General features: G+C 73.4%; 7 protein-coding genes. All 7 read left to right on the top strand.

Going from position 1 to position 14,278, the window contains the following annotated elements:
• On the top strand, positions 1-957 hold a 957-nt coding region (locus ACY45C_RS02240; RefSeq protein WP_462186004.1), incomplete at its 5' end, for a beta-ketoacyl [acyl carrier protein] synthase domain-containing protein.
• Positions 954-1,718, top strand: a complete 765-nt coding sequence (locus ACY45C_RS02235) for a thioesterase II family protein (RefSeq protein ID WP_462186003.1) — start codon at positions 954-956, stop codon at positions 1,716-1,718. The genes ACY45C_RS02240 and ACY45C_RS02235, both read left to right, overlap by 4 nt.
• Positions 1,694-3,688, top strand: coding sequence for a hydroxymethylglutaryl-CoA synthase (locus tag ACY45C_RS02230; protein WP_462186002.1), 1,995 nt, complete (start codon positions 1,694-1,696; stop codon positions 3,686-3,688). Before ACY45C_RS02235 ends, ACY45C_RS02230 begins: the two co-directional genes overlap by 25 nt.
• Positions 3,689-3,691: 3 nt before the next feature.
• Complete coding sequence (gene fabD, locus ACY45C_RS02225; protein WP_462186001.1) at positions 3,692-5,812, top strand: ACP S-malonyltransferase; 2,121 nt, start codon at positions 3,692-3,694, stop codon at positions 5,810-5,812.
• A gap of 58 nt (positions 5,813-5,870) precedes the next feature.
• Positions 5,871-11,900 (top strand): SDR family NAD(P)-dependent oxidoreductase, encoded by a 6,030-nt coding sequence (locus ACY45C_RS02220; RefSeq protein WP_462186000.1) that lies wholly within the window; start codon positions 5,871-5,873, stop codon positions 11,898-11,900.
• Between the two features lie 42 nt (positions 11,901-11,942).
• Complete coding sequence (locus ACY45C_RS02215) at positions 11,943-13,418, top strand: MDR family MFS transporter (protein WP_462185999.1); 1,476 nt, start codon at positions 11,943-11,945, stop codon at positions 13,416-13,418.
• A gap of 263 nt (positions 13,419-13,681) precedes the next feature.
• A partial coding sequence (locus tag ACY45C_RS02210) for a DUF6039 family protein (protein ID WP_462185998.1) occupies positions 13,682-14,278 on the top strand: 597 nt, incomplete at its 3' end.

The raw sequence follows: 14,278 nt of genomic DNA, 5'->3' as shown, positions 1-14,278 counted from the left end.
ATCAGTGAGCCGCGGGGTCACGGCGGCCCTCGCGTGGGCGTGTACGTCGCGGTGATGTGGCACGACCACCGGCATGTCGGTGAGGCTCGGTGGCGCGCCGGTGCCCCCGCGCTGGTCGCCGCCGCCGCGTCCGACCTTCCGGCTCGCCTCGCCCACGCCTTCCGTCTGCGCGGTCTCGGTGTGGCGGTGGACACCTCCTGCTCGTCGTCGCTGACCGCCGCGTACCTGGCGGTGACGGCACTGCGGGCAGGGGAGTGCGACGCGGCCCTGGTGTGTGGCGTCAACCTGGTCACCCACCCTTACCACCTGGCCGTGCTACGCGACCTCGGGCTGTCCACCGAGGTCCCGGCGGACGGTGCGTTCGCCGCCGACGGCGCCGGGTGGTCGCCGGGTGAGGGGGCCGGCGCGCTGGTGCTGCGCCCGCTGGCCGACGCCCGGGAGGACGGCGACGTGGTACACGGCGTCATCGAGGCCGTCGGCGGCGGCGGCGTGGGCGGACGGGGCCGTTTCGGTGTTCCCGACAGCGACGCGCTCGCCGAGTCGGTCCGCGAGGTGCTGGGGCCGCACGGCCTGTGCGGGGCCGACATCAGCTACGTCGAGTGCGGTGGGTCCGGCGCGCCGATGGCGGACGCGGCCGAGCTTGCCGGGCTGCTCGCCGCGCTGAGATCCGACGGCGGCGGGCAGCTCGCCGTGGGGACGGTCAAACCGAACATCGGACACCTGGAGGCCGCGGCCGGCATGTCACAACTCACCAAGGCGCTGCTCCAGCTGCGGCACGGCACACTCGCGCCCACGCTGGTGAGCACGCACCGGACGCCCCTGGTGGACTGGGACGACCCGAGGCTGGAACTGGTCGACTCCGCGCGGCCGGCCCTTCCGGGACGGGTCCTGGTGAACGCCGTCGGCGCGGTCGGCTCCTTCGGCCACGTCGTGCTGCGCCCCGGGAGGACGCCGTGACCGGTCCGTGGACGAAGCCGACCCCGCGGATGACCGAGGCGCCGCTGCGCCTGTTCTGCGTCGCGCACGCGGGCGGCGGCGGCGGTTTCTTCCTGCCGTGGCGCGATCGGCTGCGTCCGGCCATCGAGGTGTGCCCGGTGCTGCTGCCAGGCAGGGAGTCCCGCATCGCCGAACCGCCCTACCGACGGATGGAGGATCTGATCGGCCCGCTGTGCGAGGGACTCCGTCCGCACCTGGACCGGCCCTACGCGCTGTTCGGGCACAGCATGGGCGCGGCCGTCGCCTACGAGGCGGCACGCCGGTTCACCGGGGAGGGCCGTGCCCCGGTGCGGCTGCTGGTGTCCGGTCGGCGCGCGCCGCACCTGGCCGCGCGCCGCCGCCCTCTCGCGGACGTCCCCGACGACGACTTCATCGCCGCGGTGGTCAGCCTGGGCGGGACGCCGGACGTCCTGCTGGAGCAGCCGCAGTTGATAAAGCTGCTGTTGCCGACCATGCGTGCCGACTTCGCCGTCAACGAGAGCTACCGGCCCGGCGACGGGCCGCGGCTGACCTGCCTGGTGTCGGCGTTCACCGGCGACCGGGACCCGGAGGTCGAGCCGGTGGAGGCCGAGCGATGGCGGGTCACCACGGACGGCGCCTTCCGCCTGCATGTCTATCCGGGCGATCACTTCTACCTGACCGGGCTGCCGGACCCGCTCCACGACGACCTGATGACCGACCTCGAGGGGGATGTTGCATGGCCATCGGCATCGAGGCGCTGAACTGCTACGTCGGGCGGGCCTGCTTCGAGGTCGAGGACCTGTTCCGGGAACGTGGCCTGGACATCGCCCGGTTGGGCAACCTGATGATGACCCGCAAGTCGGTGAACCTGCCGTGCGAGGACGCGGTGACCAACGCGGTCAACGCGGCCCGCCCGCTGCTGGCCGCGATGGACGAGCGCGACCGGGCGGACATCGAGCTGCTGGTCGTCGGCACGGAGTCCGGTGTGGACATGGGCAAGCCGATCAGTACCTATGTGCATCGCCACCTCGAGCTGTCGCCGCGGTGCCGGTCGTTCGAGGTCAAGCACGCCTGCTACGGCGGCACGGCGGCACTGCACACCGCCGCGGGCATCATCGCCCACTCGCCCGTGCCACGTGCCAAGGCGCTGGTGATCGCCGCCGACGTGCCCGGCTCGGGCTCGCGCGGCACGTACTGGGAGCCGTCCGAGGGCGCGGGCGCGGTGGCGATGATCGTCAGTCGGGACTGCGCGGTGCTGGAGCTCGACGTGGGCGCGAGCGGCACCCACACGTTCGAGGTGATGGACACCCTGCGGCCCAGCGCCGACGTGGCCGTCGTCGACTCCGACCTGTCGCTGCTGTCGTACCTGACGTGCCTGGAGCACAGCTTCGCCGTCTACCGCGAGCGGGTGGTCGGCAGCGACGTCGTGGACACGTTCGCGTACCTGGTGTTCCACACGCCGTTCGCCGGCATGGTGAAGGGCGCGCACCGCATGCTGCTGCGCAAGCAGGGCGCCCTGGCGTCGAAGGACGCCGACACCGACTTCACCAGTCGGGTGGCGCCCACCGTCAAGTACGCCTCGCAGGTGGGCAACCTGTTCTCCGCGTCGCTGTACCTGGCGCTGGCCTCGCTGCTCGGTAGCGCGATGCCAGTGACACCGGCCAGGATCGGGCTGTTCTCCTACGGATCCGGCTGCGGGTCGGAGTTCTTCAGCGGCGTGCTGGGGGCCGACGGGGTGGAGGCGGTGGGTCGGTTCGGCATCGGCGCGGATCGCCTCCCGACGCGCGCTCACGATGGCGGAGTACGACCAGGCCGTGGCCCTCGGCGGCGACCGCGGCCACGGCGTGGCGGGCCAGGCATTCGAGACCGGGCCGTACGCCGAGCTGTACGCCGAGCTGTTCGACGGGGCCGGGTTGCTGGTGCTCGATCACATCGACCGCTACCACCGCGTCTATCGGTGGAGCTGACCGTGCCCGCCCTCGAGGTCGAGTGGGCCGGGCCGGCTGTGCGGGTCACGCTCGCCCGCCCGGACAGGGGCAACGCCATCGACCCGGCGCTGATCGCCGCCCTGCACGCCGCGCTGGACGAGGCCGAGGCGCGGCCCGACTGCCGGCTGGTCGTGCTGCGCGCGCGGGGCGGCGTGTTCTCGGCCGGCATGGACGTCGCGGCGGCCGCCCGCGCCGACGACTCCGGCCACGACCCGGCCGAACGCGGCGGCGTGTTCTTCGAACTGCTCGACCACATCACGGCCGTGCCGCGCCTGGTCGTCTCGTGCGTGGACGGCCGGGTGTCGGGCGGCGGGGTCGGGCTGGTGGCGGCCAGCGACCTCGTGCACAGCACCGAACGCGGTGTCTTCAGCCTGCCCGAGGCGATGTGGGGGCTGCTGCCGTGCAGCGTGCTGCCGTTCCTGGTGCGGCGCGTCGGTTTCCAGACCGCCTACGCCATGGCGCTGACCACGCTCCCGGTCACCGCGGCCGAGGCCGCGCGGTGGCGGCTCGTCGACGAGGTGTCCCCCGACCCGGCCCCGCTGGTGCGCAGACTGACCGCGCGGCTGGCGAAGCTGGACGACACGGTGGTGGGCGACGCCAAACGGTTCTTCGGCGCGCTCCACCCGATCACGCCGGAGACCAGGCGGCTCGCGGTGACCGAGTTCGACCGGTTGTCGGGGACGCCGAGAGTGCGGGATCGCTTCGCCCGCTTCGCGGCGACCGGCCGCTACCCCTGGGAGTAGCCGGTGGCGATCGTGTGGGCGTTCCCCGGCCAGGGCTCGCAGCGCAAGGGCATGGCCGACGGCCTGTTCGAGCGGTTCCCCGACCTCACCGCGCAGGCCGACGAGGTGCTGGGCCTCTCGGTGCGCGAGCTGGCCGGCGACCTGCGGCGGCTGGATGACACCCGGCACCTCCAGCCGGTCATGTTCACCGTCAACGCATTGCGCTACCTGGATCTCGCGGCGGCCGCGCCGCAGCCTGACTTCATGGTGGGGCACAGCCTCGGCGAGTACAGCGCGCTGTTCGCGGCGGGCGCGGTGGACTTCACGACGGGCCTGCGCCTGACAGCGCGGCGGGCCGAGCTGATGGGTGGCATCCGGGGCGGCGGGATGCTCGCCGTGCTCGGGCTCGACGAGGACCGCCTCCGCCAGGTGCTGGTGGCGGCGGACGCCCCGGATGTGGAGGTCGCCAACTACAACTCCTCGCGCGAGATCGTGGTCTGCGGGCCGCGGGCGCAGGTCCGGGCGATCGCGCCGCTGGTGCGGGCGGCCGGCGCGGCGAAGACGAAGCTGTTGCAGGTCAGCGTGGCGGCGCACTCCCGGCACATGGCGCCCGCGGCGGCGCGGCTGCGGCAGGCGTTGGACCGGGTGGTCTTCGCGGAACCGCGCGTGCCGGTGCTGTCCAACGCCACGGTCGAGCCGCACACCGCCGACCGGGTCCCGGAGCTGCTGGAGCGGCAGCTGTGCGCACCGGTCCAGTGGCGACGGACCATGCGGTACCTGCTCGATCGCGGGGTGGAGGAGCTGGTCGAGGTCGGGCCGGGAACCGTGCTGACGAAGCTGTGGGCGCAGGCGCGCGAGGAGTGGGCGTCGGTGGCCGTCGCGGAGCCGGTGGCGGTCGGTCGACCCACCGGCTCCCGCGAGCCGGCCGACCCCGGCGAGACCGCCGACGTCCGGGAACCGGACGAGGTCGTCGTACCGGCCGCCGTCGCGACGTGGGTCGGGCCGGCTCCGGCCGAGCGGCTCGGCGCGGCCGGTTTCCGCGAGCGGTACGGGTTGCGGCTGGCCTACGCGGTCGGCGCGTCGGGCGTCGGCGCGAACGGCTCGCGGCTGGTGTCCGCGGCGGCCGGCGCGGGGGCGCTGGGGTTCGCCGACGCGCCGGTCTCCTGGCCGGCGACGACATGGCGAGCGGACGGGCCACCCGCCGCCGACGTCCGCGTGGTCGAGGTCGACCTGCCGCTGGGCCCCACTCCCGAACTGGTGCGGTTCCGCTTCACCGGCGCGCACCGCGACCGGCACGGCCGGGCCAGGCCGGCGCGGCACGTGGTCGCCCGCGTGATGGGGCTGGACTGCGCTCGAGCGTTCCTGAACCCGCCGGGCCCGGCGGTGCTGGAGGCCCTGGTCCGCGCCGGCGCGCTGACGTCGGCGGAAGCCGACGCGGCCCGCCACCTGCCGGTGGCCTCCGACCTGGCGGTCGCGTCGCCCGCAGGGTGGCACGGGGGCGGCCTGACGATGCTGCACCTGCTGCCCGAGGTGCGGGCCCTCGCCCGGGGCGTCCCGCAACCGGTGCACGTCGGGGTGAGCGGTGGTGTCGGGACGCCCGAGCAGGCCGCGGCGGCGTTCGCCCTGGGGGCGGACTTCCTGCTCACCACCTCGGTGAACCTGTGCGCCGAGGAGTCCGCGCTCACCGCCGCGACCAGGGCGCATCTGGCCGCGCTGGCACCCGGCGACACCGGCTGGACCCCGGACCCTTCACACTTCACGCTCGGCGCCCGCTCGGAGGTGCTGCGCCGCGGCACCCTGTTCGCGGCCAGGGCCAACCACCTCGTCGACCTGTACCGGCGGCGGGCCGAACCCGACGCCGCCACCCTGCGGCACGTCGAGGAGACCTACGTCGGTCACCCGCTGGACCAGATCGCCGAGGGCGTGGCCGACCCCCGGCGGCGGCTGGCGGAGGCCCTCCGGTGGTATCTGCGGCGCGCTGCCGCCTGGCGTGACGGCGCACCGGAACAACCCCTCGACTACCGGCTGCCGTGTGGCCCGGACCTGGCGGCGTTCAACCGGGACCCGGGGCGGCGGGCCGTGGCGGGGATCGCGGACCACCTGATGGCCGGCGCGGCCGACCTCGTGGGCGCTGCTCAGTACTGAGCATACCGGCGTGATCGCGGTGGGTAAGGTCCGGCCGTACGCACCGGAAGGAGGCGGGATGCAACCGAGCAACGGCCTGGTGGACCCGGCCGTCGTCCTGGTGTCCGCGGGCGATCCCGTTCGGTTGGCGCACTATGCCAGGTCGCACCACGACCACGTGCGTGACCTGGGGGACGGCGTGGGCGACCGTGACGAGGCGCTGCGCGGCATCGCATGGACGACGCAGACGGCGCGGACCCCGATGGCTCACCGGCTCGCGGTGGTGTGCGCGAGCCTGGACGACCTGGTCGAGGGGCTCGCGGCAGCCGTCGTCGGCCGGGCGGACCCGCGGGTGCGCACCGGCCACGCCGTGGGTGGCGCGAGCGGAGCCGAGCCGAGGACTCCCACGGAGGCCGCCGAGCTGTGGGTTCGGGGGCACGACGTGCCGTGGCGCGCGTTCTGGCGGACCCGACCGGACCGGCAGCCGCTGCCCGCCTACCCGTTCCACCTGGCCGAACCGGCACCGGCGCCCGTCCCCGAAGCGGCGTCCGGTGCACTGCTGGAGCATCTCGTCGTCCAGTACGCCCAGGTGTCGGGCATCCCCCGGGACCGGCTGGACCCCCACACGCCGTTCGAGGACTACGGGCTCACCTCGTTCCAGATCAGCGAGCTCAACGTGACGCTGGAGCGGGACTTCGGACTGTCCGACCGCGCCCTGTTCTTCCGGCACCGCACGCTGGCCGGGGTCGTGGACGAACTCGACGCGGCCGGTGTCCGGCCGCGGGCCCAGGACCTCGCCCCGCGAGGCTCCGAACCAGGAGGCCCCGGACCAGGAGGCCCCGCACCGCTGACCCCCGCGCCGGTCCTGAAGGCACCTCGATGGCCAGGTGTCGCCTCGGCGCCGGATTCCGGTCTGGTGCCGGTAGCACCGTCGGACGACGGCGCGATGGCGATCATCGGCCTCGCGGGCCGCTACCCGCGGTCCCCCGATCTCGACGCGTTCTGGGGCAACCTGGTCGAGGGCCGCGACTGCGTCGGCGCGCTGCCGCCGGACCGGCGCCGGCCGGGCTGGCCGGTCGAGCGGATGACCGGCGGCTACCTCGACGGCGTGGACGAGTTCGACCCGCTCCTGTTCGGGATCACGCCGCGTGACGCGGCCCTGATGGACCCGCAGGAACGCCTGTTCCTGCAGTCCTGCTGGGAAGCCCTCGACGACGCGGGGCTGCCCGCCGAGCGGATGCGCGAGCGGTACGGGTCGCGCGTCGGCGTCTACGCCGGGGCGATGTACTCGGACCACCAGTTCTTCGGCGTCGAGGAGACCCTGCGCGGCACCCCCACCTACAGCGGCGGCGGCATCGGGCACGTCGCCAACCGGGTGTCGTTCTTCTTCGACCTCCGCGGCCCCAGCCTGACGGTGGACACCATGTGCTCGTCGTCGCTGGTGGCGATGCACCTCGCGGTACGCGCGCTGCGCGCCGGTGAGTGCGAGCTCGCCGTGGTCGGGGCGGTCAACCTGTCGCTGCATCCCAACAAGTTCCTGGAGCAGCGGCAGATGTCGCTGACGTCCAGCTCGGGCCGTTGCCGCAGCTTCGGTGAAGGCGGCGACGGGTTCGTGCCCAGCGAAGGCGTCGGCGCGCTGGTCCTCAAGCCGCTGCGCCGTGCGCTGGCCGACCGGGACCGGGTACGCGCGGTCGTGCGCGGCACGGGGGTGGTCCATGCCGGGCGCACCAACGGCTACCTGGTACCGAGCCCGCTCGCGCAGAGCGAGGTGGTGCGACAGGCCCTGGCCGACGCGCGGCTCGGGCCGGGCGACATCGACTGCGTGGAGGCGCACGGCGCCGGCACCGCGTTGGGCGACCCGGTGGAGATCGACGGCCTGAGCCGGGTGTTCGGCGAACGCCCGGCTGGCAGCGTGCCGATCGGATCGGTGAAGTCGACCATCGGGCACGTCGAGGCGGGCGCGGGGCTCGCGGCGCTGACCAAGGTCCTGCTCCAGATGGAACATCGCACGCTCGCGCCGACCCTGCACGTCGACCGGCTCAACCCGAACGTCGACTGGGCCGCCACGCCGTTCCGGGTGCAGCGGGATGCCGCGCCGTGGCCCGACGCCGGGCGGCCGAGGCGGGCGGGGATCAGCTCGTTCGGTGCGGGCGGCACGATCAGCCATGTGGTGCTGGAGGAGGCGCCAGCGCGCACCGAGCCCGCCGCGACGGGCCGACCGCAGCTGGTGGTGCTCTCGGCTGACAACGAGGAGCGGTTGCGCGTCCTGGGCGAGCGGCTGGCGGACGGCCTGCCCGCGGCGGCGGCGCTCGACGACATCGCCTGGACTCTCCAGAGCGGTCGCGCGCACCTGAAGGAGCGGCTGGCGTTCGTGGCGGCCGACCGGGACGGGCTGCGGGCGCGGCTGCGGGCGTTCGCGGACGGCGACGCGAGCGGTGTCGCGCGCGGCCGGGCCCGGCCGGCGCGGTCGGTGGACCGGCTGCCCACCGGGGACCTCGACGCGCTGGCCGAACACTGGGTGGCGGGCGGCGCGGTCGACTGGGCTGCCCTGCACCCCGCGCCGCGGGTGGTCGTGCCCCTGCCGTCGTACCCGTTCGCGCGGATGCCCTGCCGGTTGACTGGGTCGGCCGCGCCGACGGCTCCGCCCGGACCACCAGGGGCGCCCGAGCCGACCGAGCCGACCGAGCCGACCGAGGCCGAGCTGACGGAACGGCAGCCACCGGCGGCGCCCGAGCCGGCCGAGGTGGTGGAGTTGCGGGGGCGACCAGGGGTACCCGAGCCGCGCGAGGTCACGTTGGTGGAACGGCAGTGGCTGCCGGTCGGCGCCGTCCCGTCCGGCGCTGCCCCGGTCGAGGACACCATCCTGTGCCTGCACCGGCGGACGACCGCGGACCTCGCCGCCCGGCTCGCGCGGGGCCATCCGGGCGTCGTACCCGTCGCCGAGCACGACCTCGCCGACCCGGCCGGCATCCTCGACCGCCTGCCGCGGGTCACTGGCTGGATCGACCTGACCGACCTCGACCGGACCGAGGACGACCCGGGCTCGACCGACCGCCGCCTCGTCCTGCTCCGCGCCGTCGTCGCGGCGGGGCGTACCACCGGGCTGCGAGGGCTGGTCGTCACCCGCGGTCTCCAGGACCTCGATGGCCCGCCGCCGGGCACAGCGGGCGCCCGGATGGTCGGGTTCGTGCGGATGCTCGGCGCCGAGTACGCGAAGGTCGTCACGACGGCGCTGGACACCGATGTGCCTGCCGAGCGTGTGGAGCAGCTGCTGCCCGCGCTGTGGGGCGAGTGGCACCTGCCCGCGGCGAAGGCCGAGGTGTGCCATCGTAACGGCCTGCGCTACCGGCCCGTGCTGCGGCCGGCCCTGACCCGGCACCGGCCGCTGCCGGTGTCGCCGGACCAGGCGTACGTGGTGACCGGCGGGACGCGCGGCCTGGGCGCGCGGGTCGCGGCCCATCTGGTGGAGCGGGGTGCGCGCCGCATCGCGCTGCTCGGCCGCCATCCGCTGCCGCCCGAGGAACGGTGGGACGGCCCGCTCGACGCGGCTGCCGCCGAGCGCGTGCGCGCGGTGCGCGACCTGCGCCGCGCCGGAGCGCGGGTCGAGGTGCACACGGGCACGTTGACCGACGAGGCCGCGCTCGGGTCGTTCCTGGACCGGGTGCGGCGCGAGCTGGGACCGATCGGTGGCGTCGTGCACTGCGCCGGCGGACCGGCGGCCCGGCCCGGGGCGTTCACCCGCGGCGACTCGGCGTCCGTGGCGGCGGTGTTCAGGCCGAAGGTCGATGCCCTGGAGCGGCTGCTGGACCTCACGTCGGTCGACCGCCTGGCGTTCTTCCTGACGTTCTCGTCGGTGTCCGCGCTGGTGCCGAGGATGGCGGTCGGGGTGTCGGAGTACGCGGCGGCCAACGCGGCGATGGATTTCGTGGTGGCGCGGCACGCGCGGGCGGGCAGGCCGTGGCTGCGGTCGGTGGCGTGGCCGATGTGGCAGGACAGCGGGTCGGGCCGCGGCGGGCCGAACGTCGGTGAGCCGGTCGGGCTCGGGTCGTTGCGCGACGCCGAGGCGTTGCACGCGCTGGAAGGGGTGGTGGCCATGCCGTGGGGCGGGGTGGTTCTCCCGGTGCGGCCGCTGTCGCCCGACCTCGACCTGAACTCGCTGCTCGACGCCAGGACGGCGCCGCCCGACCCGACTGCGTTGCCCGACCCGACTGCGCCGCCAGATCTGGTCGCGGTGCCCGGCCCGGTCGCGGCGCCGCCCGAGCCGCTGAGGTCCGTGGAGGACGTGGCTGCGCGCCTGGTGGGGATCTTCGCGCCCGCTCTGGGTATCCCGGCATCGAGCTTCGACGCCGAAGCGGACTTCGGGGACATCGGCGTCGACTCCGTGGTCCTGGCCGAGCTGCTGGAACTGGTGGAGCGCGAGGTCGGCCGCCACCTGCCGCCGTCGGTGCTGATGGAGTTCCCGAGCGCGGCGGGTCTCGCCGGCTACCTCGTGGCGGAGGGCATCACCTTCACCGCCCCGGCGGAGGGCGTCACCATCTCCGAGCCGGGGGAGAGAGCCGGAACGCCGCATGTCGAGCCGGAACTCGGTCGCGCCGCACCCGCGCCGACCGGTCGAGCCGAGGTCATCCCCCCGCGCTGCGATCCCGACGACCGCAGAATCGCGATCATCGGCATGGCCGGGCGGTTCCCGGGCGCGCCGGACGTCGCCACGTTCTGGCGCAACCTGCTGGACGAACGGCACTCGGTCGCCGAGGTGCCCCGGGACCGTTGGGACACCGAGCGGCTCTACGACCCCCGGCCTCAGCCCGGCCGCAGCGTCAGCAGGTGGGGCGGCTTCGTCGACGGCCTCGCCGACTTCGACCCGGAGCGGTTCGGCCTCACCGACGAGGAGGCCACGGCCCTCGACCCCGGTATCCGCCTGTTCCTCGAATCGACCCTGGACTGTCTGCACGACGGCGGCTACACCCGCGACGAGGTGTGGGGCCGCCGGGTCGCGGTCGTGGTCGGCGGGCGCATCTCCGCCTACGGACGGCGGGCGGCGCTGCGGCCCAGTGTCCTGCAGTCCGACCAGAACTTCCTGGCCGCGCAGGTGGCGCACCGCTTCAACCTCACCGGTCCGAACCTGGTGGTGGACAGCGCCTGCTCGTCCGCCCTGGTGAGCGTCCACCTGGCCACGCGGATGCTGCTCGCGGGCGACGCGGAGATGGCGGTCGCGGGCGGCGTGGAGATCCTGTTGGACGAACAGGCGTACCTGGAGTTCAGCGCGGCCGGGGTGATCTCGCCCACCGGTGTGTGCCGCCCGATGGACCAGCGCGCCGACGGGATCGTGCCCGGTGAGGGCTGCGGCGCGGTTCTGCTCAAGCCGCTGGCGAAGGCGCTGGCCGACGGGGACAGGGTGCACGCGGTCATCGAGGCGGTCGAGGTCAACAACGACGGCCACACCATCGGTGTCACCACCCCCAACGTCACCGCCCAGGCCGACGTCGTCCGCGCGGCGCTGCATGCCGCCGGCCGGAGTGCCGACGAGATCGGCCTGGTCGAGGCGCACGGCACCGCTACCATGATCGGCGATCCGATCGAGCTTCAGGCGCTCACCCGGGTCTACCGGGAGACCTCCACCCGCACCGGCTTCTGCGCCGTCGGCAGCCTCAAGTCCAATGTCGGCCACCTGCTGTGCGCGGCGGGTGTGGCCGGGCTGATCAAGGTGTCGCTGGCGGTGGAACACGGCCGCGTCCCGGCCACCCTGTTCTGCGAACGTCCCAACCCGAGGTTCGACTTCGAACGGTCACCGTTCCGGCCCGCGACCGCGACCACGGACTGGCCCGCGCCGCCGGAGCGCCGCGTGGCCGGACTGAGCTCGTTCGGCCTGGGCGGCACGAACGCGCATGTCGTCGTCAGCGGGCTGCCCGACACGCTGCGCGCCCGGCAGACCCGTCAGCCCCTGCCTCCGCCCGCCTACCAGCGGCGCAGGCTGTGGCTGGACCGGGCCCGGAACGACGCGAACGAGGTTCGCGCACCCGCGGGACCGACGGGCGTTCCCGCCGCACGGCGTAGCCGCACCGGGCTCCTCGAACTGAGGTTCGTCGACCCTGTGCCGGTCGCACGCTGACAGGGAACCGCTCGCGCAGAGGGAGAGGAAACCCGCGTACTCATGGACTCCACGGCACAGCTGTCGACGCAGGCGCCGCCCGTGCCCGCCAGGCAGGTGAACCTCGCGGTGGGCGGCGTCATGGTCGGCATGCTCCTGTCCGCCCTCGACCAGACGGTGGTCAGCACCGCGCTGCCGCTGATCGTCGGCGACCTGGGCGGTGTGGGCAGCCTGCCCTGGGTTGTGACGATCTACCTGGTGACCTCCATGGCCACGACGCCGTTGTGGGGCAAGGTCTCGGATCTGTACGGCCGCCGCGCGGTGTTCCAGGTGGCCATCGTGGTGTTGGTCGTCGGCTCGCTGCTGTGCGCCGTCGCGCAGGAGATCTGGCACCTGGTCGTGTTTCGGGCGGTCCAGGGCGTCGGCGCGGGCGGGCTGTTCGTGCTCGCGCTGTCGGTGATCGCGGACGTGGTGCCGCCCGCCGAGCGCGGTCGCTACCAGGGTGCGTTCGGCGCGGTGTTCGGTCTGGCCAGCGTGGGCGGTCCGCTCGTGGGCGGCTTCTTCGCCGACGGGCCGGGCTGGCGGTGGGTGTTCCTCGTCAACCTGCCGGTCGGCATCCTCGCCCTGTTCGCGGCGTCCGCCGGTCTGCGCGGCGTCAGGACTCCGCAGCGCGGCCACCAGATCGACGCGCTGGGCGCGGTGCTCGTGGTCGGTACGGTCACCTGCACCCTGCTGTACCTGAACTGGGCGGGCAACGAGCTGGGCTGGGCCTCGCCGGGCGCGTTGGCGCTGCTCGCCGCGGGGGTGGTGCTGGCGGCGGCGTTCGTGCTGGCGGAGCGGCACGCCGCGGAGCCCATCACGCCGATGTTGCTGTTCGGCAACCGAGGTGTCGGCATCGCCACCCTGTTCGGGTTCCTGTCCGGCGCGGCGATGTTCACCGGCATCGTGTTCCTGCCGCTGTACTTCCAGGCGGTCAGAGGCTACTCGGCCACCCTGTCGGGCGTCGCCATGCTGCCCGCGATGCTCGGCCTGGTGGCCGCCTCCATGGGGTCCGGGATTCTGATCAGTCGTACCGGCCGCTACAAGCTGTTCCCGGTGGCGGGCTCGGCGGTGCTGGCGGTCTCGCTGGCCCTGCTGTCCTTCGTGGACGTCGACATCTCGTACTGGCTGGTCGCCGTGTACTCGCTGCTGTTCGGCGTGGGCGTCGGCTGTGTGATGCAGCCCGTCATCACCGCGGTGCAGAACTCGGTGGAGATGAAGGACATCGGCGCGGCCACCGGCATGGTGAACTTCTTCCAGCGCCTGGGGTCGGCGATCGGCGTCGCCGTTCTCGGCTCGGTGCTCGCCGCCAGGCTGGCGAGCGACGGCACGACCGAGAGCATTCCCGCGCTGCGGGCGCTGCCCGAAACCGAGCGGAACGCGGCGATCGGCACGTACAGCGACGCCCTCACCGACCTTTTCCTCATCGCGGTGCCGCTGGTGGTCGTGGCGTTCCTGGTGTCGCTGATGCTGCGGGAGAGCCGCCGCGAAAAAGGTTGACCTGCTCGGTGAGACTTTTCCGTCGTCGACTCCGACCTGCGACAACCTCACCCGGCAGACGTGCGATGGAAAAGGCTCAATGTTGGGCGGCGGGACAGCCCTGGCCCGCCTAGGAGTCGAAATGAAATAACTTGCGCGTTTCGAACCCTCCACAGGCCTGTGACCTGCGATGATGCTCTCGATCACGTATTTGTTACTTCATTACGTCCCCCTAGCGTCAGGGCTGTCCTCTCCGTACCAGGCGTACCAGAAGGGCAGGTCAGATGAGCCAGGCGGTCATCGGTGAACTGCGACCGGCGTCGGCCCAGAGCCCCGTCCCGCCGCAGCGGCAGCTGCATTCGGGTAATGCGGGTTTCATCATCGCGCGCAGTACCCAGCTCAAGTACGAGCACAGTGCCGAGGGGCGCCGGCTGTTCGGCGACGTCATCACCTACATGAACCGGGCGGACCTCAACGGCGCCTCGTTCTTCTTCTACGAGGAGCTGTTCGGCCGCAAGGACCGCGTCCACTGGCTGATCCACTGGAAGACGCCGAACGACTACTCGATCAGCCTGCGCATGGTCGACCACGACGAGAAGATGATCGATCTGCTGGAGAGCGACCGCGTCGTCGACGACAACAGCGCGGGCATGTGGGGCCGGGCCGTCGTGGAGAGCAGCGTCCAGGAGCGCATCCTGGTGCACGAGGAGGGCGAGCACGAGGACAGCGAGGTCTGGGTCGACCCCGCCCTGCTGCAGACGGGGCAGTCCGAGGACCAGCTGCTGCACTCCGGCAACGCCCTGCTCACGATGCACCGCACCGGACAGGCCCTGCACGAGTTCCGCAAGGAGGCCAGGCACTTCGCCTTCGCCTGGCAGAAG

Source organism: Frankia sp. CcWB2, assembly GCF_977927585.1.
Note: the sequence above shows the minus strand (reverse complement) of the source record. Positions and strands in the feature narration are given on the sequence as shown.